This window comes from Streptomyces sp. HSW2009, assembly GCF_040240285.1.
Classification (GTDB): Bacteria; Actinomycetota; Actinomycetes; order Streptomycetales; family Streptomycetaceae; genus Streptomyces.
The window spans coordinates 1-22,955 of the sequence record NZ_JBEHZD010000033.1 but is presented as its reverse complement, the minus strand read 5'-3'; the positions used below and the strand labels follow the sequence as shown (position 1 = coordinate 22,955).

General features: G+C 70.3%; 18 protein-coding genes, 1 tRNA gene and 3 pseudogenes. 9 read left to right on the top strand and 13 right to left on the bottom strand.

All coding sequences use genetic code 11. The features are described 5' to 3' along the window. The first annotated feature begins 281 nt into the window (after nt 1–281). Complete coding sequence (locus tag AAHZ94_RS04710) at nt 282–1,250, top strand: diacylglycerol/lipid kinase family protein (RefSeq protein ID WP_349990746.1); 969 nt, start codon at nt 282–284, stop codon at nt 1,248–1,250. A gap of 317 nt (nt 1,251–1,567) precedes the next feature. Next, nucleotides 1,568–1,825 carry a WhiB family transcriptional regulator gene (locus tag AAHZ94_RS04705; RefSeq protein ID WP_003953983.1) on the top strand — a complete coding sequence of 86 codons (258 nt, stop codon included), beginning with the start codon at nt 1,568–1,570 and terminating at the stop codon, nt 1,823–1,825. Nucleotides 1,826–2,707: 882 nt separating this feature from the next. Here the strand turns inward: AAHZ94_RS04705 and AAHZ94_RS04700 are convergent. The 3 genes from AAHZ94_RS04700 to AAHZ94_RS04690 all read right to left on the bottom strand — a co-directional run bounded on the left by AAHZ94_RS04700 (nt 2,708) and on the right by AAHZ94_RS04690 (nt 6,000). Further along, entirely contained in the window at nt 2,708–4,177 is a 1,470-nt protein-coding gene (locus AAHZ94_RS04700) for a sensor histidine kinase (protein WP_349990758.1), read from the bottom strand. Nucleotides 4,178–4,553: 376 nt separating this feature from the next. Beyond that, entirely contained in the window at nt 4,554–5,036 is a 483-nt protein-coding gene (locus AAHZ94_RS04695) for a GNAT family N-acetyltransferase (protein ID WP_349990743.1), read from the bottom strand. Between the two features lie 295 nt (nt 5,037–5,331). Further along, nucleotides 5,332–6,000 carry a TetR/AcrR family transcriptional regulator gene (locus tag AAHZ94_RS04690; protein ID WP_349990742.1) on the bottom strand — a complete coding sequence of 223 codons (669 nt, stop codon included), beginning with the start codon at nt 5,998–6,000 and terminating at the stop codon, nt 5,332–5,334. An 80-nt stretch (nt 6,001–6,080) separates the two neighbouring features. On the opposite strand from AAHZ94_RS04690, the gene AAHZ94_RS04685 reads away from it, so the two are divergent. Continuing rightward, nucleotides 6,081–6,836: a glucose 1-dehydrogenase gene (locus AAHZ94_RS04685; RefSeq protein WP_349990740.1), complete on the top strand. Its 756-nt coding sequence runs from the start codon at nt 6,081–6,083 to the stop codon at nt 6,834–6,836. A 387-nt stretch (nt 6,837–7,223) separates the two neighbouring features. Here AAHZ94_RS04685 and AAHZ94_RS04680 read toward each other — a convergent pair whose 3' ends face one another. From AAHZ94_RS04680 to AAHZ94_RS04665, 4 genes are all read right to left on the bottom strand, one after another. Continuing rightward, a complete protein-coding gene (locus AAHZ94_RS04680) occupies nt 7,224–8,807 on the bottom strand; it encodes a glycoside hydrolase family 3 protein (RefSeq protein WP_349990739.1) in 1,584 nt (527 codons plus the stop codon). A gap of 31 nt (nt 8,808–8,838) precedes the next feature. Beyond that, entirely contained in the window at nt 8,839–9,669 is an 831-nt protein-coding gene (locus AAHZ94_RS04675; RefSeq protein ID WP_349990737.1) for a carbohydrate ABC transporter permease, read from the bottom strand. Continuing rightward, nucleotides 9,666–10,655, bottom strand: a complete 990-nt coding sequence (locus AAHZ94_RS04670; RefSeq protein WP_349990736.1) for a carbohydrate ABC transporter permease — start codon at nt 10,653–10,655, stop codon at nt 9,666–9,668. The genes AAHZ94_RS04675 and AAHZ94_RS04670 overlap by 4 nt, the downstream gene beginning before the upstream one ends. A 101-nt stretch (nt 10,656–10,756) precedes the next feature. Further along, nucleotides 10,757–12,031, bottom strand: coding sequence for an extracellular solute-binding protein (locus AAHZ94_RS04665; protein WP_349990734.1), 1,275 nt, complete (start codon nt 12,029–12,031; stop codon nt 10,757–10,759). 282 nt (nt 12,032–12,313) lie between these two features. Here AAHZ94_RS04665 and AAHZ94_RS04660 point away from each other — a divergent pair, with 282 nt between their 5' ends. Next, the gene (locus tag AAHZ94_RS04660) at nt 12,314–13,108 is read left to right on the top strand and encodes a GntR family transcriptional regulator (RefSeq protein WP_349990733.1); all 795 of its coding nucleotides are present in this window, start codon (nt 12,314–12,316) and stop codon (nt 13,106–13,108) included. Here AAHZ94_RS04660 and AAHZ94_RS04655 read toward each other — a convergent pair. Both AAHZ94_RS04655 and AAHZ94_RS04650 read right to left on the bottom strand, forming a co-directional pair. After that, complete coding sequence (locus tag AAHZ94_RS04655) at nt 13,054–13,992, bottom strand: ATP-binding cassette domain-containing protein (RefSeq protein WP_349990731.1); 939 nt, start codon at nt 13,990–13,992, stop codon at nt 13,054–13,056. The genes AAHZ94_RS04660 and AAHZ94_RS04655 overlap by 55 nt on opposite strands. Nucleotides 13,993–14,111: 119 nt before the next feature. Then, entirely contained in the window at nt 14,112–14,774 is a 663-nt protein-coding gene (locus AAHZ94_RS04650; RefSeq protein ID WP_349990729.1) for a PadR family transcriptional regulator, read from the bottom strand. 117 nt (nt 14,775–14,891) lie between these two features. Between AAHZ94_RS04650 and AAHZ94_RS36335 the strand changes: the two are divergent. Beyond that, nucleotides 14,892–15,518: pseudogene (locus tag AAHZ94_RS36335) on the top strand (bleomycin resistance protein); the annotation flags it as partial. Nucleotides 15,519–15,697: 179 nt separating this feature from the next. Here the strand turns inward: AAHZ94_RS36335 and AAHZ94_RS04640 are convergent. Next, nucleotides 15,698–16,138, bottom strand: a pseudogene (locus tag AAHZ94_RS04640) (LysR family transcriptional regulator); the annotation flags it as partial. A gap of 180 nt (nt 16,139–16,318) precedes the next feature. Between AAHZ94_RS04640 and AAHZ94_RS04635 the strand changes: the two are divergent. After that, complete coding sequence (locus tag AAHZ94_RS04635; protein ID WP_502964577.1) at nt 16,319–17,263, top strand: EamA family transporter; 945 nt, start codon at nt 16,319–16,321, stop codon at nt 17,261–17,263. 400 nt (nt 17,264–17,663) lie between these two features. Here the strand turns inward: AAHZ94_RS04635 and AAHZ94_RS04630 are convergent. Then, nucleotides 17,664–17,748, bottom strand: a tRNA-Leu gene (locus tag AAHZ94_RS04630). A gap of 925 nt (nt 17,749–18,673) precedes the next feature. Between AAHZ94_RS04630 and AAHZ94_RS04625 the strand changes: the two genes are divergently transcribed. Further along, nucleotides 18,674–19,444: an ABC transporter ATP-binding protein gene (locus AAHZ94_RS04625; RefSeq protein ID WP_349990727.1), complete on the top strand. Its 771-nt coding sequence runs from the start codon at nt 18,674–18,676 to the stop codon at nt 19,442–19,444. 49 nt (nt 19,445–19,493) lie between these two features. Further along, on the top strand, nt 19,494–22,022 hold the full coding sequence (locus tag AAHZ94_RS04620) for an ABC transporter permease (RefSeq protein WP_349990725.1): 2,529 nt from the start codon (nt 19,494–19,496) through the stop codon (nt 22,020–22,022). 26 nt (nt 22,023–22,048) lie between these two features. Here AAHZ94_RS04620 and AAHZ94_RS04615 read toward each other — a convergent pair whose 3' ends face one another. Both AAHZ94_RS04615 and AAHZ94_RS04610 read right to left on the bottom strand, forming a co-directional pair. Beyond that, a complete protein-coding gene (locus AAHZ94_RS04615; protein ID WP_349990724.1) occupies nt 22,049–22,210 on the bottom strand; it encodes a hypothetical protein in 162 nt (53 codons plus the stop codon). Nucleotides 22,211–22,305: 95 nt separating this feature from the next. Beyond that, nucleotides 22,306–22,713: pseudogene (locus tag AAHZ94_RS04610) on the bottom strand (class I SAM-dependent methyltransferase); the annotation flags it as partial. 1 nt (nt 22,714) lies between these two features. On the opposite strand from AAHZ94_RS04610, the gene AAHZ94_RS04605 reads away from it, so the two are divergent. Then, on the top strand, nt 22,715–22,955 hold a 241-nt coding region (locus tag AAHZ94_RS04605), incomplete at its 3' end, for a hypothetical protein (RefSeq protein WP_349990722.1).

Here is a 22,955-nt window from a genome sequence, read left to right as displayed (position 1 = left end):
GGCGGCGCCGGCCGGACCTGGCCCTGCAGCGGCCTCGGGCCCGTCCGCACCGGTCGTCCCCGACGCACTCCGCTCGGCGGCGACCGCCTTGCCCGACTGGGTCTTCTTGGCCGCCGCCGGGCCGTTCTTGCGGCGCTGCGCGGGGCCACGGTTCTGCTTGCTGCTCACCCACGCAAGGGTAGTGCGTCGCCCTCCGACACCCATGGGGCCCGGCAGCACACCGGCCCCGGGCACACCCACCGGGGTGGGAGCTCTACCAGCAGGTAGGTAGTCTGCTTCGCATGCGCGCGCTTCTCGTGGTCAACCCGGCAGCAACCACCACCAGTGCCCGCACCCGTGATGTGCTGATCCATGCACTGGCCAGCGACCTCAAGCTGGAGGTCGCCGGCACGGAGTACCGGGGGCACGCCCGCGACCTGGCCCGCCGGGCGGCCGAGAGCGGCACGTACGACGTCGTGGTCGCCCTCGGCGGCGACGGCACCGTCAACGAGGTGGTCAACGGGTTGCTCCACGAGGGCCCCGCGCCGAGCGAGCTGCCGCGCCTGGCGGTGGTGCCGGGCGGCTCCACCAACGTCTTCGCCCGGGCGCTCGGTCTGCCGAACGACGTCGTCGAGGCAACCGGTGCCCTGCTGGCAGCGCTGCGCGAGGGCAGCGAGCGCACGGTGGGCCTCGGCCTGGCCGCCGGCACACCGGGCTCCGCGGACGAGTCGGTGCCGGCCCGCTGGTTCACCTTCTGCGCGGGGTTCGGCTTCGACGCCGGTGTCATCGGCCGGGTCGAGCAGCAGCGCGAGCGCGGCAAGCGCTCGACGCACGCGTTGTACGTACGGCAGGCGCTCCGCCAGTTCCTCGGTGAGCCGCGCCGCCGCCAGGGCACCATCACCATCGAGCAGCCCGGCCAGGACCCCGTCTCTGACCTGGCGTTTTCCATAGTCTGCAATACCTCGCCGTGGACCTACTTCGGCAATCGGCCGATCTACGCGTCACCCCAGGCGTCCTTCGACACCGGCCTCGACGTGCTCGGCCTGACCAAGCTGACGACGCCGACGGTCACCCGGTACGCAACCCAGTTGCTGACCTCGACGCCCGAGCGCGGCCCCCACGGCAAGCACGCCGTGTCACTACACGACCTCGCCGACTTCACCTTGCAATCGCAGGCTCCGCTCCCGCTTCAGATGGACGGTGACCATCTAGGACTGCGTACGAGCGTGACGTTCACAGGCGTACGCCATGCACTGCGTGTGATTGTGTGAGTGGCAGGGGCAAAAATCCTTCCACTCGAACGTTTAGCCTGGCCTCCACCCTGTGGAAGTACGGCTGTGACAGACACGACACCGTGGATTCAAAAAAAACTTTCCGGAAGGGGTTGTATCCGTCGCCGAGGTTTGCGAGTCTCTTCATGGCGATCGGGACGGCCGCACACGGGCCCCCTTGAGAGCCCGAATCCCCCTCCTTATGACTTTAGGTCCGCACCGGGCAACTGGGCGGCGGCCCTTCCATTGCGGGGGGATTCGTGAAAGCGTTCACATTCACAAGCAATGAACCCGCAATACGAGGAGATGGAGCAGCCATGGACTGGCGTCACAACGCCGTTTGCCGCGAGGAAGACCCCGAGCTGTTCTTCCCCATCGGCAACACCGGTCCTGCGCTGCTGCAGATCGAGGAAGCCAAGGCCGTCTGCCGCCGCTGCCCCGTCATGGAGCAGTGCCTGCAGTGGGCGCTTGAGTCCGGCCAGGACTCCGGCGTCTGGGGTGGCCTCAGCGAGGACGAGCGCCGCGCAATGAAGCGCCGCGCCGCTCGCAACCGGGCGCGCAACGCCAGCGCCTGACCAGCAGCCCCTCGGCCCCCGAGCCGCAGCGCGCAGTACCCCCGATGCTCTGCCAGGCTCCGCCCCCGGCCACACGGCCGGGAGGTGCCAAGGGCGGTGCCCCCACAGCAACGTGAGCTTTGAGCCCCGGGCCAGATGGGTGCGGGGCTCAGTGCTGTGCCCACACGACGCCGCGCCCCACGCCGGTCCGCACGCCGAAACCGGCCCCGCACGGGGCGCCCTGTGAGCACGCGCGACGACCTTGCGGATGTCGCACGGGCGAGCCGAAGGGCCGCCTCCCGGAGCGTGAGCGGGCCCGCCGGTACGGTCCCAACGGCCTCGCCGGTCCCTGTCCGCGGCGTCGCGCCGCCCGAACAGTTCGCCCCGCGTCCCTCGATCGAGTGACCCGAGAAGGCAACGGTCAGATATCGATCCGACCGCGCGCCACCGCGAAGAGATCGGCCGCGGGGCATTTCCCCTTCCCCGTCCGGTTGTTGGGCCCGCCATCGGGGGCGTCGCGCATAACGAATAGGCGACGATGGCTGATGCGACGTCAATTCCCGCTGTGGGTAAGGCGCTGCGCACGCCTCTCACCAGGGAGATGGTCGAAACACCGGTAAACACCGTTGACCACAGCGATCAGTGCAATCGCGTTCCGAACACGGGAAATGCCGCATTGCCACTGCGCGCGTGACTCCGTCCCTTCGAAGTCGCAGCGGACGGAGGTCGAAGCGAGTCGACGCTGATGCGGATCGACGTCGAAGCGAGCCGAAGCCGAAAGGGGCCGTACGCAACAAGCGAGCGGCTATCGGCGCACCCGAGCCGATCCTCGCCGGCTGGGGCCGCGGGTACTCCTCGGGCAGGACCGAACGCCGGCCCAGCCGATCAGGGATTCCCGCGCCGTCAGCCCTTTTCGGCGCGTACCGGCAGGTCGAGTACGACCCGGGTGCCGCCGGCGGGCGCGGGGAGCATGGTGAACGTGCCGCCCAACTCCCCCTCCACCAGGGTGCGGACGATCTGGAGACCCAGGTTTCCCGCCGTGTGCGGGTCGAAGTCGGCGGGCAGCCCGCGCCCGTCGTCCTGCACGGTGACCAGCAGCCGGCCGTCCGACCTGGTGCCGCCGCGCACCGCGCTGACCTCCACGGTGCCCTGCTCTCCCGGGCCGAAGCCGTGTTCCAGGGCGTTCTGTAGGACCTCGGTGAGCACCATGGACAGCGGCGTGGCCACCTCGGCGTCGAGGATGCCGAACCTACCGGTGCGCCGACCCGCCACCGTGCCCGGCGCGATCTCGGCCACCATCGCGAGCACGCGATCGGCGATCTCGTCGAACTCCACGCGCTCGTCCAGGTTCTGGGACAGCGTCTCGTGGACGATGGCGATCGACCCGACCCGGCGGACCGCCTCGTTGAGCGCCTCGCGGCCCTGTTCGGAGTCCATGCGGCGGGCCTGGAGGCGCAGCAGTGCGGCGACGGTCTGGAGGTTGTTCTTCACCCGGTGGTGGATCTCGCGGATGGTCGCGTCCTTGGTGATCAGCTCCCGTTCCCTGCGCCGCAGTTCGGTGACGTCGCGCAGCAGGACGAGGGAGCCGATGTGGGTGCCCTTCGGCTTGAGCGGGATGGCCCGGAGTTGGATCACCCCTTCGTCGCCCTCCACCTCGAACTCCCGCGGCGCCCACCCGCTGGCGAGCTTGACCAGCGCCTCGTCCACCGGGCCGCGGGCCGGGGCGAGTTCGGCGGTGGTACGTCCCAGGTGGTGGGCGCCGAGGTCGGCCGCGAGGCCCAGCCGATGGTAGGCGGAGAGCGCGTTGGGGCTCGCGTACTGTACGACGCCGTCCGCATCGAGCCTGATCAGGCCGTCGCCCGCGCGTGGTGAGGCATCCATGTCGACCTGCTGGCCGGGGAACGGGAAGGCCCCGGCGGCGATCATCTGCGCCAGGTCGGACGCGCTCTGGAGGTAGGTGAGCTCCAGCCGGCTCGGGGTGCGCACGGTGAGCAGGTTGGTGTTGCGCGCGATGACGCCGAGCACCCGGCCGTCGCGGCGGACCGGGATCGACTCCACCCGGACCGGCACCTCCTCGCGCCACTCCGGGTCCCCCTCGCGGACGATCCGCCCCTCGTCGAGCGCCGCGTCGAGCATCGGGCGGCGACCTCGGGGGACGAGATGTCCCACCATGTCGTCCTGGTACGAGGTGGGGCCGGTGTTGGGCCGCATCTGCGCGACCGACACGTAGCGCGTCCCGTCCAGCGTCGGAACCCACAGCACCAGGTCGGCGAAGGACAGGTCGGAGAGCAACTGCCACTCGGAAACCAGCAGGTGGAGCCACTCAAGGTCGGAATCGTCCAGAGCGGTGTGCTGACGTACGAGATCGTTCATGGAGGGCACGTCGCGAGCCTACCTGGGGCCCTCCCCAGCCAGTCAGCGCCGAGCCGTAGACAGCGATGAATGGTCTAGTCCACAATGGTTCTACAACGACCTCCACTCTCCCCGCACAGGAGAGTGGACCGAGGTTCGCGGCGCTCTCTGCCCTGACCGCGCTGGAGCCTCAGGTCGGCCGAACCGGCCGATGCAACTCCGGGCTGCGGTGCCGGGCGGGTTGAGGGTCCCGCCCTGGCGCCGCGGCCCGCGGGTGTCTTTACACCTCTCCCACCAGGCACAATGCGGCGCTCGTACGGGGCATGCCGCCCTGGTGCGGCCTCTCCCCCGACCACGAAACGGCCGGGCTTCCCCGCTTCCTCGGTCAGGGGCGGGCCTACAGCTCGCGGAAGTAGACGGCTACGGGCAGCTTGATGCACCCGAGGCTTTCGTACAGCGCTCGGGCCGGGGCATGAAAATCGTCGCCGCCGGTTCCGATTTCGGCGTACACGGCTCCGTGGGCCCGCAGGTAACTGAAGGCGTGCTCACACAGATCGGTTGCCAGGTGGTCGCGCCGGCGGTGCGCATCAACAGCGAGGATGCTGATGGTCCCGCGCTCGCGGGCAGGGTCGATCTCACAGCCCACATAGCCGACTATCTCTCCGTCGAGGTCCGCGACCGCGACGTACTTGTTGTGCTCCGGAGCATGAAGTGTGGCGAGAAGGGTGCCGTAGTCCTCGCGCCACTGGCCGTGCTGCCGGGTGAAGACGACTTCGCCGACCAGGGGCCGGAAGGAGTCCTCGTAGAACGGCCCGAAGGTCTCGGTGGTGAGCTCGATCAGCCGAGGGAGGTCACGCGACTCGAAGCTACGAATGATCATGAAATGCCTCTCTCTGAGGGGTCGACAACCGGAGAAGCAGGCATCGACGGGCTCGCTCACGGAGAAGGTGAGGGGCGGCGGAAGCTGAAACTTCCCCAGCGGGAACCCGGGGCCCCGAGACCGCCGTTGTCGGGGGTTGCCCCGTGGGTTCGCGGTGGGGCCGGGTGCGGGCAGGCTTCGGTGCCGCGGGGCGGGGCGTGGCTGGGCCGCGCGGCGGCACGGTGGGGCGGGGTGGGGCGCGTCGGGGCCGCGTCGGAGTGGCAGCTCGCCCGCTCCACACGGCGGGTGCCGCGCATCAATCGGCCCGTATCTTCCCCTGCTCGGGCGCCGCGCCGTCGTCCTGCTGCGGCCAGGCCAGCATCGCCGTACGCGCCACGGTCTCCAGGGTCTCCTGGTCGGCGCCGTCCCTGGCCTGCTGGGCCATCCCGTGCAGCACTGTCGTGGCGTAGACGGCGAGGCCGTGCACGTCGGTACTGGGCGGCAGTATCTCCGCGGCGACGTCCGCGGCGATGCGTCGCTCCAGCGCCGTGACGCCCTCCCGGCGCCGTTCCGCAAGGTCCTGCGCGACCTCCGCGGACTGGACGGTGCAGTTGACCGCCGCGCTGATCAGCATGCAGCCACGGGGATAGCCGGGCAGCGTGTGCCAGGTCGCGGCCTCGTGGAGCATGCGGGCCACGCCCTGGCGCGCGGTCGGCTCCTCTTCCAGGGCCCGGTCGATGAAGCCGCCGAACTCGCGCACATACGCCTCGATCGCCTCTTCGAAGAGGGTCTTCTTGTCGCCGAAGGCCGCGTACAGACTCGGCGCCTTGACTCCCATGACCCGGGTCAGGTCGGCGATGGACACCGCCTCGTAACCGCGGTCCCAGAACTCTATGGTCGCGGCCCGCAGCGCCGCGTCCCGGTCGAAGGAGCGGGGTCTGCCGCGCCTCACCGCCCCTTCGCTTCCCTCATTCGTGGTAGCCATGGACACATTCTATAGCGGTCACTACGCAATGTGCTACGGTTCTTCTGTATCGACTCCTACAGAAAGAGGGGGGCGTAGCCATGGGCGCGCTCAATGGCAAGACGGCCCTGGTCACCGGGGGTAGCCGGGGCATCGGGCGGGAGATCTCGGAGCGGCTGGCGCGGGACGGCGCCCGAGTGGCGGTGCACTACGGGCGGAACGAGACGGCCGCCAAGGAGACGGTCGCCGCGATCGAGGCGGCGGGCGGCGAGGCGTTCGCGGTGCGCGCCGAGTTGGGCGTGCCGGACGATGCCGAGACCTTGTGGGCCGCCTTCGACGAGCACGCGGACGCGCTGGACGTCCTGGTCAACAACGCGGGCATCGTGGAGTCGCAGCAGCCCATCGCCGGTGTGACCCGGGAGGGGTTCGACCAGGTCTTCGCGGTGAACACGCGGGCGCCGTTCTTCATCACCAAGCTCGCACTGCCGCGGCTGCGCGACGGGGGCCGGATCATCAACATCTCGACGTCGCTGACGCGGGGTGGCGCAGAAGCGAATCTGATCGCCTACTCCATGTCCAAGGGCGCCATCGACGTCCTCACCACCACCTTGGCCAAGGAGTTGGGCCCCCGCGGGATAACGGTGAACGCGGTCTCGCCCGGTGTGGTGGACACCGATATGAACGCCTCCTGGCTGCGGGACGACGCGGATGCCTGGGCGAGCGTCACCGAGGCGTCCCCGCTGAAGCGGGTGGCCAAGCCTGATGACGTGGCGGACATCGTGGGCTTTCTGGCCTCGTCCGACAGCCGCTGGGTCACCGGCCACTGGATCGATGCGACGGGGGGTGCGCTGCTGTAAGGCCGTCGGGCGCTCGCTGCGGTCTCGGCCGTCGACCGTCGGTTCTTCCAGTGGTTCAGTGAGTCATTGGTCCAACGAGATGCGGGTCCAACGAGCCGGCGCGCCAGGGGTTCAGTGGGGCGGTGTCACGCGCCGGGGCCGTGGGGGGTGCGGAGGTCCACCCACCCCGGTCGCCCCTCGATACTCCGCGGGCTCCCTCCCATAACGCACCTTGCTCCGGCGCCGAGGCCGGCACCGGAGCAAGGGAGACGGGCGAACCACACCCACCGCACTCCCACCGCGCCCCGTACGACCGGGGAGCCAGCGCCGCTGGTGCACCGGTGCACCAGCGCCCGCTGTCCCGTGGTGGGGCGGATCGGCGAGAGGTAGGTGAGTGAGTGGATCGGGTTACTGGGTGGGCGTGCTGCCGGTGATGGCTTCTGCTGCGGCGAGGCCGCAGACGCGGGCGGCGCCGTGGGTGGCGATGTGTAGCGCGCCGATGGGCTTGGCCTGGGGTACGCCCATCTCGACGACGACCGTGTCGGGGCGCGCGGCGACCAGGGCCGCGAGGGCGTCGGTCATCCACCCGTGTCGGTGGACATCGCGGACGACAGCGACGATGGGGCGATCCCCTGCCGTCGCGCACACCCGCGCGATCGTGTCGGGCACACCATCGCCCGTCACCCGCGCGTGGTTGAGGCTCTCGGTTTCGGTGCCGGGGAGCAGCCGGGCGAGTTCGGCCGCGACGCCCCACGGCGTGTCGTCGCCGACGGCGATGCTGGCCACCGGGGTGAAGGCGGCGACGTAGGCGGGACCCGTGAGCGGGGTGAAGCCCTGTTCGCCGACGGTCAGGTGGACGGCGCGGCGTGCGGCGGCGAGGCCGATCTCGGGGGCCGCGGGGACCGGTTGGCGGGTCGGGGCCGTCGGGGCCGCGGCCGATCCCGTGCCCTGGGTGCCCAGGCGGGCCCAAGCACCCAGGGCGCGGACCCGGGCCGCGGCGTCGGCGAGCCGCTCCTCCTTCAGCTCGCCGGCGCGTACGGCCCGTACGAGGGCGTCGTGCAACCTGTGCACGGTCTCCTCGTCGGCCAGGCCGCCACCGACGCAGATGGCATCGGCGCCGGCGGCGATGGCCAGTACGGTGCCGCGCTCCAGACCGTACGCCGCGGAGATGGCCTTCATCTCGATGGCGTCGCTAATGATCAACCCGTCGAAGCCGAAGCCGCCGTCGGCCACGGGGCGGCGAAGCAGCCCGTGGAGCGCCTCCGCACTCAAGGTGGCGGGTCGATCGGGGTCCAGGGCGGGCACCAGGATGTGCGCGCTCATCACGGCCTTGGTGCCCGCGGCGACGGCGGCCCTGAAGGGCACCAGGTCGCGGGTGTCAAGGACGGTTCGGTCAGCGTCAATGCGAGGGAGGTCGTGGTGGGAGTCGACGGCGGTGTCGCCGTGTCCCGGGAAGTGCTTGACGCTGGTGGCCACGCCGGCCGCCTGCATGCCTTCCACATAGGCGGCGGTGTGCCGGGCGACCAGGTCGGGGGCGGCGCCGAAGGAGCGTACGCCGATGACCGGGTTGTCGGGGTTGGCGTTGACGTCGGCGGACGGCGCCCAGTTGAGGTTGACCCCGCACTCGGCGAGGCGGCGACCGATCTCCTGCGCCACGGCGCGGGTGAGGTCCGGGTCGTCCACCGCACCGAGGGCGAGGTTGCCGGGGAAGGAGGAGCCTTCGTTCACCTCAAGGCGGGTGACGTCGCCACCCTCCTCGTCGATGGCCACCAGGAGGTCACCACGCTCCGCCCGCAGTTGCCCGGTGAGTGCGGCGACCTGCTCCGGCCGCTGAATGTTGCGGCCGAAGAGGGCGACGGACTCCAGTCCCTCGTCGATCTTGCGGAGCAGCCAGTCGGGGGCGGCTGTGGTGCCGTGGAATCCCGGCTGGAGTACGGCGAGGGCGTCACGGGTGAGGGAGTCGGTGCGGGCGGAGGCGGTGCTGGTGGTCATCGTGCGGTGTTTCCCTTGCGGTGGAGGCGCTTTATCCCTTGACGGCGCCGGACGTCAGGCCACCGACGGCCCGGCGCTGGAGGAAGAGGAAGAGGATCAGGATCGGGAGGGCGAACAGTGTGGCGGCGGCCATGGTGGCGCCCCAGTCGTTGCCGAAGTTGCTCTGGAAGCTGTAGAGCCACACGGGCAGCGTCTGGGCGTGGTCCTCCTTGTTGAGGATCAGCACCATCGGGAACTCGTTCCACGCGGTGATGAAGCCGAACAGCGAGGTGGCCATCAGACCGGGCGCCAGCAGCGGGAAGATCACCTTGCGGAAGGCCTGGGTACGGGAGCAGCCGTCGACCATGGCGGACTCTTCGAGTTCCTTGGGCACCGCGGCGATGTAGTTCCGCAGGGTCAGGATGGTCAGCGGCAGCACCATGACCATGTAGAAGAGGGTGAGGGGGACCAGGCTGTTGAGCATGTCGGCGTCGCGCACCAGCATGTAGATCGCGATGACCATGACCTCCCAGGGGGCCATCTGCGCGATCATGAACACCAGGATGACGCCCCGGCGGCCCTTGAACCGCATCCGCGCGATGGCGAAGGACGCACAGAGCGCGATCAGCAGGGACAGGCCCACCGCCAAGAGGGTGACGGTGAGGGAGTTGCCCACCAGCGTCCAGAAGTTGGGCGCGTGGACGGCCGTGTCGAAGTGCTCGAAGGTCAGCGAGGACGGGAACCAGACGGGGTCCTCGCTGAGGATGTCACCGGTCGGCTTCAGGGCCGTGTTGAACATCCAGTACACGGGGAAGACGAACCCGATGACCAGGACGATCGCCGTCGCGTTGGGCCAGATGCGGCCGAGGAGTGAACGCTTCACAGCTCGTCCCTCTCTTGCTTCAGAACGATGCGGAGGTAGTACGACGTGAGGGCCAGCAGCACCAGGATGGTGAGCAGCGAGATCGCAGCGCCCATACCGAAGTGTTGGTTTCCGACACCCTCGACGAAGGCGTAGACCGGCAGGGTCTCGGTGAGCCGGTCAGGCGCGCCGCCGCTGATCGCGTAGATCTGGGGAAGTGCCTTGAACACCCAGATGACCTCTAGGAAGGTCGTGGCGAAGAGGAACGGCTTGATGAAGGGGAAGGTGACCGCGGTGAAGCTCTTCCAGGCACCGGCACCGTCCAGGGAGGCGGCCTCGTAGAGCTCGTTCGGGATCGTGGTGGTCGCGGCGTACAGGCTGAGCGCCACGAACGGTACGGACTGCCACACGATCAGCAGCGAGATGACGAAGAAGGCGGAGAACTGCGAGCCGATCCAGTTGTAGTCGGCCATCGAGTGCCAACCCAGCTTGTCCAGCACCCAGTTGACGACGCCGAAGCGCTGGGCGAAGAGCCACTGGTAGACGGTGGTCGCGGCGATGATCGGCATGGCCCAGGTGAGCACCAGGGCGACCTGGAGGGTGAGCCGCATCTTCTTGCCGAGGCGGGCGAGCAGCAGGCCGACCAGCGTGCTGATCACCATGATCAGGATGACGTTGACGCCGGTGAACACGATGGAACGGCCGACGACGCGCCAGAACTCTTCGCTCTTGAGGGTCTCTTCGTAGTTCTCGATCCCGGTCCACTCGGTGAGCCGGAGGATCAGTTGTCGCCGGTTGATGTTCTGGAAGGACAGAAGGCCGTTCTTCACCATCGGCCAGCCGAGGAACACCGCGGTCACGGCTAGCGCGGGAAGCAGCAGTACGTACGGCAGGAGGTTGCCTCTGAGCCCCTTCCGTTTCGCGTCGGGTCCGCCGTTCGGCGGTCCTCCGCTCTTGCGGACGGCAGTTCCCGGCGCCGCCTCCGCACGTTCGGTCTGCACTGACATGCTCGTCTTCTCTTCCTGGCCGGACGTAGTCGATGCGCTGCCGGGGGTTGGCATCTCCCAATCCCCCGGCAGCGTGCGCGTGCTGATCTAGCGGCTAGCGGCTAGAGGTCCTGGCTCAGCCGCTTGTTGAGCTCGCCCTCAACCGACTTGGCGGCTTCCTCATGCGACTTGCCGTTGAGCACGGCGGTCATGTACGTCTTGATCGGGTTCGGGGTGTTCTCGACCGCGGCCCACTCGGGGATCAGCGGGGTGGTGCCACCCACGGAAGCCGGCGCCATGGCCTCGGCGGCCGGGTTGCCCTTGAGGTTGCTCTGGAGCGACTCCTTGTTCGGGATCACGCCGCCTTCCTTGGCGAGCTGGCCCTCGAACTTGTCACTGAGCGCGATGCGGAGGAATTCCTTGGCCAGTTCCTGCTTGTCGCTGCCCGCGGCGACGGCGAGGTTGGAGCCACCGAGGAAGACACCCTCAGGCTTCTCGGCGGTCTCACCCGGGATGGTGAAGTAGCCGATGTCCTTTTCAATCTTCGGGTTGGCCTTGATGGCGGTGGCGGCTTCCCAGCCCATACCGATGAACGCGCCGGTCTTACCCTCGGCGAAGACCTCGGCCTGCTGCGGGGTGGCCTCGTCCTTGTCCTTGGGCGCCTTGGTGAACTTGGCGTACTGCTTGTAGATGTCCATCGCCTTGCCGACCGCGGGGTCGGACATGTTGGAGACGTACTTGTCGCCGTCCTTCTTCACCAACTCGGCACCGGTGCCAATGGTGAGGCCGTCGAAGAAGTACCAGTTCTGGCCCGGCATGTAGATGGGCTCGGCGTCGGTCTTCTTCTCGATGTTGTCGAGCGCCTTGAAGAACTCGGTACGCGTCTTGGGAATGTCCTTGTTGCCGGCCTCGGCCCAGATCTTCTTGTTGTAGAGGACCACGCGGCTCACGCCGAACCACGGCGCGGCGTACTGCTTCTCGTTGAAGACGGACGACTTGTTGAGGGTCTCCGTCCAGTCGGCTCCGATCTCCTTCTTCAGGTCCGAGAGGTCGGCCAGGCCCTCGGTCTGCGCGTATGCGGGAGTCTGCGTGTTGCCGAGTTCGATGACGTCCGGCGGATTCGACTCGGAGAGTGCCGTGGTGACCTTCTGCTGAATTCCGTTCCACTGCTGAATCTCAAACTTCAGCTTGGCACCGGTCTTCTTTTCGAAGGCGGCGGTCACATCCTTGGACCAACCATCAGGGGTAGAACCATCCATGGCCCAGACGGTGAGGGTCTCGCCCTTCCATCCGTCCTTGCCTTTGCCTTTGTTGTCGTCGCTGTCCGATGACCCACAGGCCGCGACGCTCACCAACATGGCCGCGACACCCGTCGCCGCTATGAGCCCACGCTTCACAGCACTCTCCTCAAAGAACCGGAATTGGTCTTTAATGGTTTAGACCAGTTCCCGCAGCTTGGCCTAGACCTTTAGGGGTGTCAAGGGTGTATAAGAGTCGCTGTCAGGTCCGTTATCGGACCGACACCTGGGGCCTACCCACTCGTTCATGAGGGCCCCATTGGGCCCGCCCATGCCACGATGTGAGCCGCGCTGCGTTGTCCGGGGACACCCCCCGTACCTCCAGCCGAAGTAACGGAGGAGCCGGTGACGGCAACAGGATCGGAGTCGGGACGTCACGCCATGGGGACCGACGGGGACATCACACAGAGCGTCGCCGGCGCGATCGACAACGCCAACGGGACGCCCACGAGCCCCACGCGCACCGCGCGCGTTCCCAAGTACTACCGACTCAAGCGCCACTTGCTGGAAATGACCGAAACCATGCCCCCGGGCACCCCGGTCCCGCCCGAGCGCACCCTGGCCGCCGAGTTCGACACCTCCCGCACCACCGTGCGCCAGGCGCTCCAGGAACTGGTCGTCGAAGGACGGCTGGAGCGCATCCAGGGCAAGGGCACCTTCGTGGCCAAGCCGAAGGTCTCCCAGGCGCTCCAACTCACCTCGTACACCGAGGACATGAAGGCCCAGGGACTGGAGCCGACGTCCCAACTGCTGGACATCGGGTACGTCACGGCCGATGACCGGCTCGCCGGGCTGCTCGACATCACCACCGGCGGCCGGGTGCTGCGCATCGAGCGGCTGCGGCTGGCCAGCGGCGAGCCGATGGCCATCGAGACCACCCACCTGCCCGCCAAGCGCTTCCCCGCGCTGCGCCGCAGCCTGGTCAAGTACGCCTCGCTCTACACGGCGCTGGCCGAGGTCTACGACGTGCGGCTGGCCGAGGCCGAGGAGACCATCGAGACCTCGCTGGCGACGCCGCGCGAGGCGGGGCTGCTCGGCACGGACGTGGGCCTGCCCATGCTCATGCTCTCCCGGCACTCGCTCGACGACAGCGGCGAGCCGGTCGAGTGGGTGCGCTCGGTCTACCGCGGCGACCGGTACAAGTTCGTCGCGCGGCTGCGTCGCCCCACGGACTGATCCGGTCCGCCGGACAGCGGCCAACTGCCGTCTGCCGCCCAGGAGTTGTGGGGGGGCCCCCCCCCCCCGGGGGGGGGCCCCGCCCGGGGGGGGGGGCCGGGCGCCCCGCCCGCCGCGGGGCCCGCGCGGGCCACCACGGCCGCGGCGGCCGACAGGTCGTCCGCCCGGTGCAGCACCACGTCGATCCGGTCGCCGCCGATCGCGGTCTTCAACTCGTCGGCCGTGCCCTCGGCGATGGCGCGGCCCTGGTCGATGACGGTGATCAGGTCGGCGAGTTGGTCCGCCTCCTCCAGGTACTGGGTGGTGAGCAGCACCGTCGTGCCGTCGCCGACCAGCGAGCGGACCGCGCTCCACACCTCGCGCCGGCCGCGCGGGTCGAGCCCGGTCGTCGGCGCGTCAAGGAAGAGCACCTGGGGGCGCATGATGAGCCCCGCCGCGAGGTCGAGCCGGCGCCGCATGCCGCCGCTGTACTGCTTGATGGCCTTCCGCCCCGTCTCGGCCAGGTCGAACTGGGCGAGCAGTTCGTCCGCCCGCCGCGCCGCGCCCCTCGCCCCGAGGTGGTAGAGCCGGCCGAACATCTCCAGGTTCTGCCAACCGCTCAACTCTTCGTCGAGCGCCGCATGTTGCCCGAGCAGTCCGATCCGGTACCGCACCTCGTCCGGTTGCCGCAGCACGTCGAAGCCGGCCACCTCGGCCCGCCCGCCGTCCTGCCGCAGCAGCGTCGCGAGGATGCGGACCGAGGTGGTCTTGCCCGCCCCGTTGGGGCCGAGCACCCCGCGCACGGTGCCGCGCTCCACGCGCAGGTCGAGCCCGTCCAGCGCCCGGTGCGCGCCGTAGTCCTTCCGCAAGCCCTCGACGACGATCGCGTGATCGTGGTCAGCCAATGCCTTCCCCTCCAGCCGTCCCGCCACGGGCTGCGCCGTTCCAGCGCACCGCAGCCCATTAGTCAAACTTGACTAGGAGCGCAGAAGGTAACGCCGACTCCGGCATTAGTCAAACTTGATTAATCGCCCTTGCGCGGACCGCCCGCCGCCTCGTCACCCGGGTGCGGGCCGGTGGCGTACGGATTCTCGGCACCCTCGGGGAGCACGCCCTTGAAGGTCTCGCCCTCACCCGCCATGACGTACGAACCGGCTTCGAGCCGCTGGATCAGGCCGCGCGTCCACTCCAGACCGTCGTCGGCGGTCGTCACCCACAGCTCCATGATCTCGCCGATGTGCCCCAGCGAGGCGGGCCCCTCGGCCGGCGTGTAGTACTCGGTCACCGAGGTGCGCCAGCCCTCAAGGCCGGCGAGCCGCTGCTTGAGCAGGGCGATGACCTCCTCGCGGGGGAGCTCCACGATGAACCCGATGGCGGCGCTGAGCAGGTCGAGCTTGGGCTTCCAGTCGCTCAGCGACTCCCGCAGCAGCGCGAAGAACGCCTCCTCGCCCTCGTCGGTGACCTCGTACTCCACCCGGGGCGGGCCGCCCGCCACGCTCGGCGCCACGTCGTGCGCGAGCAACAGGCCCTGCTTGGCCATCTGCTTGAGCGCGTGGTAGATCGAGCCCGGCTTGGTGTTGGCCCAGTCGTGCGCACCCCAGTACTCCAGGTCGTTGCGCACCATGTAGCCGTGCGCCCGCCCGTGGTGGCGCACCGCCCCGAGCACCAACAACCGCATCGCCGACATCAGCCCGTCACTCCGTCTCGCCCCGGCCCGCACCCGTCTTGACAAGGTCAAGGGTAGACGGGCAGGGCTGCTATTCAAGTTTGACTAGCCGAGCCTCCGGCTGCCACGCTCGCCGGCATGACGGAGACGACCACGCCCATCCTCCCGTGCCGCTCGATCCCGGAGACCCTGGCCTTCTACCGCGCACTCGGCTTCGACGTGACCTTCGAACAGACCCGGCCGAACCCGTACGCGGTGGTCCAGCGCGGGGACATCGGGCTGCACTTCTTCGGCATGTCCCGGTACGACCCGGCCGCCTCGTACAGCACCTGCCTGATCAACACCGACGACGTGGACGGGCTGCACCGGGCGTTCCGCAGCGGCCTCAAGGCGGCGTACGGGCGGGTGCCCTCCCGGGGCCTGCCGCGGATCGGCCCGCTGCGCGACACCACGTACGGGGTACGGCAGTTCCTGGTCACCGACCCCGGCGGAAACTGCCTCCGCGTCGGCCAGCCGAACGGCGAGAGCCTCGCACACGCCCCGTACCCGACCGGCACCTTCGCCCGCGCTCTCCATCTTGCGGCGCTCCTTGGGGACGCCAAGGGCGACCACCGGCATGCGGCCCGCGTCCTGGACCGGGCGCTGTCCGAGGCGGGGGCGCTGGCGGAGGGGGCGGGTGCGGCGGCGCCGGCGGCCGGGGACGCCGGCGGGGCGCGGCCCACTCCCCCGCAGCTCTTCGCCGCGCTGGTGCTGCGGGCCGACCTCGCCCTCCGGCTCGACGCGCCCGGCCAGGCGACCGCGCTCCTGGACCGGGCGGCCGGCGTGGCGCGGGCCCCGGCCCCGCCGGGGGGGGGCGGGGGGGGGCGGGGGCCGGGGGGGGGGGGGGCGGGCACCGCGGCCACCCGTTCCTCGTCCAACAGGTGCGCACTGCGCAACCCGGGCTCGGGCAGCGCGCCGCGCAACACCACCACATCGGCCTGGCCCGTACTGAGGCCGGCGGTGCGGTCGTCGACACGCAGCAGTTCGAGCAGCGTGTCCGGGTGCTCGTGGTGCCAGCGGCGCAGCAGCGGGGTGGTGTACGCGCCGAGCGCGGCCCAGGCGTGGCCGAGCCGCAGCGGCCAGCCGCCCAGCCGGCCGGGGGTGAGCGCCGCGTCCACGGCGGCCATCGCGGTGGCCGCCCGCAGGTGCAGGGCCCGGCCGGCCTCGGTGAGCCGCAGGTGGTGCGTGGAACGGTCGGCGAGCCGCACCCCGAGGTGCACTTCGAGCCGGCGCAGCGACCGGGAGAGCGCGGACTGGCTGAGGTGCAGCCGGGCCGCGGCACGGGTGAGGTTGCCTTCCTCGGCGATGGCGAGGAAGTGGCGTAGATGACGCAGCTCCACGGTCATGCTCGGGAAGCATAACCACCGCTCAACGCGCATTTCACAGCCGCGGCCCGACTGCCTAGCGTGGACGGTATGACCGACCTGTACGCCGGACAGCCGGCACCGTCCGGCGCCCCGCCCCACGCGTCCGGCGGGACGTCCGGGCGGGCCCTCGCCGGTGGGCGCGTACGGCCCGGTGGGCGGATGCGGCCCGATGGGCGCGTACCGGCCGGTGGACGAGTCGGGTCCGGTGGGCGGATGCGGCCCGGTGGGTCGGGGCGCCGGGCCGCCGGTGGTGGGTCGCTGGTCGGGCTCGGGCTGGTGGCCGGCGGGCTGGCCGCGCAGCAGTTCGGGGCCGCGGTGGCCGCCTCGCTGTTCCCGCGCGCCGGGGCGCTCGGCGTGGTGACGCTGCGGCTGACCGTGGCGGCCCTGGTGCTGCTGGTGGTCTGCCGGCCCGCGGTACGGGGCCACCGGCGCGCCGACTGGGCCGTGATCGCCGGCTTCGGCGCCGCGCTGGCCGGCATGAACGCCCTGATCTACCAGGCCATCGACCGCATCCCGCTGGGCGCGGCGGTGACCCTGGAGGTGCTCGGGCCGCTGACGCTGTCGGTGCTCGCGGCGCGTGGGGCCCGGCGGTGGCTGTGGGCGGGGCTCGCGCTGGCCGGCGTGGCGCTGCTCGGCCGCGGCGGGTTCGACGGCCTCGACCCCGTGGGCGCCGGCTTCGCGCTCGCGGCCGGTGCGGCGTGGGCGGCGTACATCCTGCTGTCGGCGCGTACCGGCAGCCGCTTCCCCGGCGTCGACGGGCTGGCGCTGGCGATGGCCTTCGGTGCGCTGCTGAGCCTGCCGTTCGGGGTGGCCGACGCGGGCGGCGCGCTGCTCGACCCGGTCACCGTCGGCCTCGGCGCAGCGGTGGCGCTGCTCTCCTCCGTCCTGCCCTACACGCTGGAGCTGCTGGCCCTGCGGCGGATCGCCCCGGCCACCTTCTCGGTGCTGATGAGCCTGGCGCCCGCGGTGGCCGCGCTGGCCGGTCAACTCGTCCTCGGCCAGGCCCTGTCGCCGACCGACGTGGCGGCCATCGCCCTGGTGGTGCTCGCGAGCGCGGGCGCCATCCGGGCAGCGGCGGGCCTGCGTTCGGAAGTCGAAGCGTAGGAACCGGCCGTGTCGGGTCGGTGACTCCGCCCCGGCAATGCACACAAAGGCACCCGATCCCCCGGGCAAGCATCAGAAATCAGGCAAAGGGCGAGACTTCCGGCCAACTGGGCCGGAATCTCCGCTTGATGTGTCGTACGGGTGAGAGCGGTACGCGCCAACTCTTCGCCGGCAAACCCGAACAGAAGGTGCATGCGACATGCATCGGCTCGGTCGCGCGGCGGGTGGCCCGGTGTTCGTCGCGGGACGGCGGGCGGTCGAACATCGTCACCCGATCGGACAGCAAGGTCGACCGGTCGACTTCCGCCACCTCGCGCCGTGCGCCCACGCAGGCACCCGCGATGACCGGACCCCCGCCCCCGCCCAGGGCGTTTCCGCAGGTCAGACCCGGTGATCGGAGTGGTGCCCGGAGCCGGACTTGAACCGGCACGGCCCGTAGGCCAGCGAGGTTTAAGCTCGCCGTGTCTGCATTCCACCATCCGGGCAGGGGCACTCCGGCCGCCGCACATACCGGGTACGGCTTTCCCCCCAAGGAGAGCAGGACGAGCCTAGCCGGGGAACGCGCCACGAACGGCTGAACGGTCGATCGCCGTTGTCTTATTTTATTGGCAACTGAGGGAGCATCAGCGAGGGGAACTAGCCAGTGGCACATGCCAGTGGCCCATCAAGGCTGTTGGTCCGGTACGTCACGCCCGTCACACCGAATTGACGAAAACTCGACGCAGTGTTGAGTAAATTGACGAACACACATCCGGTACACCCCTCGCAGGCGGGTACACGTCCCCGCGGCTCGCCGGCCGCGCCCCGGCCGCCCAACGCGGCCACCGAGCCGGCGACCGAGCACCACGACCGTCCGCATTAGCAGAAGTCGACACCACCCAAAACCCACCACCAACCACTGAACGCACCAACCACCGAACCCACCGAGCACCGCCCAACCGGCACCCGGGGGCACCCGGGGGCACTCGGCACTGAACACCTCAGCCACGCCGGGCCCGCCACCCCACCGGACTCTCCCACTCCGCCCACCCCACGAAGCTGACCGTACGAGACCCACCGCGCAAGCCCCCCCCTACGCCACTCGTCGTACACGAACCGCCTCCCGCCCCCGGCGACTCGCTGCGGAGCGTCCCGCTCCGGGGGCCGTCGCGCACCGGCACCCGGCCCCCGGGCGCCGCCCGACCAGCAGACAGACCGGTCGGGGCGGTCCGGGAGCGGGGTCGCGCCAGGGCGGTCCGGGGCCGGTGTCCGACCGAGGTCTCAGGGTCCCTCTCCTCCTTGGGGAGGAGTCGGTGTCCGCCACGTACCTCGTGAGTCGCGGCGGGAACGGGCGCTGGGGCTGATCCGGCGGGCCGATGTTCGGGTGAGGATGGTGGAGTCCCCAGGCACCACACCGACAGGAGTTCGATCGTGACCACCACCCCCACCGCCACCCGCAGCACCGCGGTGGCCGCCCGTGCAACGGATCTCCGCAAGGTCTACGGCCAAGGCGAGACCCAGGTGGTTGCCCTCGGCGGCGTCACCGTCGAGTTCCGTCAGGCCGAGTTCACCGCGATCATGGGCCCCTCCGGTTCCGGCAAGTCGACCCTCATGCACTGCATGGCGGGGCTCGACTCGGTCTCCGGCGGCTCGGCCCGGATCGGCGACGTCGAGCTGACGACGCTGAAGGACAAGAAGCTCACCCAGCTCCGCCGCGACAAGATCGGCTTCATCTTCCAGGCGTTCAACCTGCTGCCCACGCTGACCGCGCTGGAGAACATCACGCTGCCGATGGACATCGCCGGCCGCAAGCCCGACAAGCAGTGGCTGGACATGGTCGTGGAGACGGTCGGCCTCTCGGGCCGCCTCAAGCACCGTCCGAACCAGCTCTCCGGTGGCCAGCAGCAGCGCGTGGCCGTGGCCCGCGCGCTGGCCGGCAAGCCCGAGATCATGTTCGCCGACGAGCCCACCGGAAACCTCGACTCGCGCTCCGGCGCCGAGGTCCTGGGCTTCCTGCGGAACTCGGTGCGCGAGCTGGGCCAGACCGTCGTGATGGTCACCCACGACCCGGTGGCCGCGGGCTACGCGGACCGCGTGGTCTTCCTCGCCGACGGCCAGATCGTCGACGAGTTGCACGGGCCGACCGCCGAGGCCGTGCTCGACCGCATGAAGCGCTTCGACGCCAAGGGCCGGACCAGCTAGTTCCGGCGCGCCCCGCCCACCGGCCCTCCTTCCCCAGGACTGACACACCATGTTCCGTACCGCCTTGCGCAACGTGCTCGCGCACAAGGCCAGACTGCTGATGACCGTCCTCGCCGTCCTCCTCGGCGTGGCGTTCGTCGCCGGCACCCTGGTCTTCACCTCGACCATCTCCGACGCGTACCAGAAGAGCTCCGAGAAGGGGTTCGACCACGTCGACGTCGCCATCAGCCCCGACAACGACGACGACAAGAGCAAGCCGGGCGACGCGCCCGACCTGAGCCAGTCCCTGCTCGACCAGGTGACGAAGCTGCCCGGCGCGAAGTCGGCGACCGGCACCGTGGGCGGCTTCGCCGCGATACCCGACAAGGACGGCAAGCTCGTCGGCGACGGGTTCTCCTCCGCCGGTGCCAACTACTTCCCGGGCAAGGACGGCAAGGACGCCCGCTACCCGATGAAGGAGGGGCGCGCCCCGGCCAACGAGCGTGAGGTGGCGCTCGACCGCAAGACCGCCGACCGCGCGGACTACGAGGTCGGCGACAGCATCAAGGTCTCCGTCGACGGCCCCGTCCTCCAGCAGAAGGTCGTCGGCATCTTCACCACCGACGACGGCAACGTCGCGGCCGGCGGCAGCCTCGCCCTGTTCGACACCAAGACCGCCCAGCGGCTCTACGCGGACCCGGGCAAGTACACCGGCATCGAGCTCTCGGCCAAGCCCGGCACCTCGCAGGAGGCGCTGAAGGCGCAGGTCGAGAAGGTGCTGCCGGAGCGGACCGAGGCCGACACGGGCAAGAAGCTCGCGGACGACCAGGCCGAAGAGATCAAGAACGGCATGAGCGGCATGCGGACCGGCATGCTGGCCTTCGCCGGCATCGCCCTGTTCGTCGGCATCTTCATCATCGCCAACACCTTCACCATGCTGGTCTCCCAGCGCACCAAGGAACTGGCGCTACTGCGCGCGGTCGGCGCCAGCCGCCGCCAGGTGACCCGCTCGGTGCTCATCGAGGCGCTGGTGGTGGGCGCGGTGGCCGCGGTCGCCGGTCTGCTCGCCGGTATCGGCATCGGCGCCGGGCTGCGCTCGCTGCTGAACTCCACGGGCGCCACCGTCCCCGACGGCCCGCTGATCATCGACCCGACCACGGTCGGCGCCTCGCTCTTCGTCGGCATCGTGGTGACCGTCCTGGCCGCCTGGCTGCCCGGCCGCCGCGCCGCGAAGATCCCGCCGGTGGCCGCGATGAGCAGCGTGCACGCCCCGCCGTCCACCCGCGGCCTGGTGGTGCGCAACACCATCGGCGCGATCTTCTCCGGCGTCGGCATCGCCATGGTGCTGGCCGCGACCGGCATGGACGACGGCAAGGGCCTGATGGGCCTGGGTGCCGGACTGCTGCTGATCGGCGTGTTCGTGCTGACGCCGCTGCTTTCCCGGCCGCTGATCGCGGCGGCGTCGCCGGTGCTGCGGATCTTCGGAATGCCCGGCAAGCTCGCCCGGCAGAACGCGGTGCGCAACCCGCGCCGCACCGCCGCCACCGCCTCCGCGCTGATGATCGGCCTCACCCTGATCACCGGTCTGACCGTGATCGCCGGCGGCATCCAGAACGCGATCGACAAGATGGCCCGGGACTCCCTGCGGGCCGACTACATCGTCAGCATGGCCAGCATGACTCCGCTCGCGCCCGAGGTGGGGCAGAAGCTGGAGAAGCTGGACGTGGTCGAGAAGTCCAGCCCGCTGCGCCTGTCGCCGTCGCGCATCGACGGCAAGAAGACCGACCTGGCCGGTGTCAACGGCGACTCGATCGGCGCGCTGACGAACCTGAAGTTCACCCAGGGCTCCTTCAAGGACCTCGGTGGCGAGCGGGTCGTGGTCGACAAGGACCTGCTCAAGGACCGCGGCTGGAAGGTCGGCTCCACGCTCAACACGACCTTCGAGGACGGCAAGAAGGGCCGCCTGGTCATCAGCGGCGTGTACGAGGGCAACGCGATCATCTCCGGTGTGATGGTCGACAACGCCGCCCTCACCCCGCACGTGGAGGACATCGCCGACTTCCAGGTGATGCTGAAGACCAAGGGCGGCGTCGACGACGCCACCCAGGACAAGCTGGAGAAGGCGCTGGGCGACAACCCGGCGATCAAGGTCCAGACAATGGACGACGTCTCCAACGACATAGCCAAGCTGATCAACCTGATGCTGAACATGCTCTACGGGCTGCTGGCCATGGCCGTGATCGTCGCCGTCCTCGGCGTGGTCAACACCCTGGCGATGTCGGTCTTCGAGCGGTCGCAGGAGATCGGCATGCTGCGGGCGATCGGCCTGGACCGCAAGGGCATCAAGCGGATGGTGCGGCTCGAATCGCTGGTCATCTCGCTCTTCGGCGGTGTGCTCGGCATCGGCCTCGGCGTCTTCTTCGGCTGGGCCGCCGGCGAGCTGATCGCCCCGAGCCTGAGCACGTACGAGCTGGTCGTGCCGTGGGGCCGGATGGGCATCTTCATCATCCTCGCCGCGCTGGTCGGTGTGCTGGCCGCCCTGTGGCCGGCGCGCCGCGCGGCGAAGCTGAACATGCTCGCCGCCATCAAGGCCGAGTAGCCGGCAGTACGGCCATCGGTACGCAGTCACCGGTACCGGGCCATCGGTAGGGGACACAGCGGCCGGGGGGGGGGGGGGGGGGCCCCCCCCCCCCCCCCCCCCCCCCCCCCCCCCCCCCCCGCCCCGTTTCCGTTCCCGTTCCTCCCGCGTACGCGCCGGCCGCCCGCTCCCCCGTACGCGCCAGTCACTCCCCCGTACGCTCCGGCCGCTCCCCCGTACGCCCGGGCACGGCCACCCAGGTGCGGTCACCCCGGCCCGGGGTCAGCCGGCCCTCGTCACCTCGTCATCCCCACGTACGCGTCCGCCGGGGCAGCCCCGACGCGCCGGACTGCGGGGTGCGGACGGCGAGCACCTGGTTGACGCCGATGCGGTTGCGCTCGAAGGAGAGCGCGCTCGCGGCCATGTACAGCCGCCACACCCTGGCCCGGCCGGCCGAGGTCTCGCGGACGGCTTGCGCCCAGTTCCGCTCCAGGTTGGCGACCCAGGCGCGCAGCGTCAGCGCGTAGTGTTCCCGGATCGACTCCAGGTCCCGCACCTCGAACCCGGCCTCCTCCAGTTGGCTGACGGTCCGCCCCACCGGGGCCAGCTCGCCGTCGGGGAAGACGTACCGGTCGATGAACTCGTCCACCCGGTACGCGTCTTCGTCGCGCTGCGGGCGGCGGGCGATCTGGTGGTTGAGCAGCCGCCCGCCGGTGTCTTATAAACATATCCGCGCCCCCCAGCCCGGCGCCGAGGGGGGGTGGGGGGGGGGGGGGGGTGGAAAGGGGGGGGGGGGGGGGGGGGGGGGGGGGGGGGGGGGGGGGGCGGGGGGGGGGGGGGGGGGGGGCCGGGGGGGGGCCCGGGGGGGGGGGGGGGGGGCGCGGCGGGGCCGCGTCGGAGTGGCAGCTCGCCCGCTCCACACGGCGGGTGCCGCGCATCAATCGGCCCGTATCT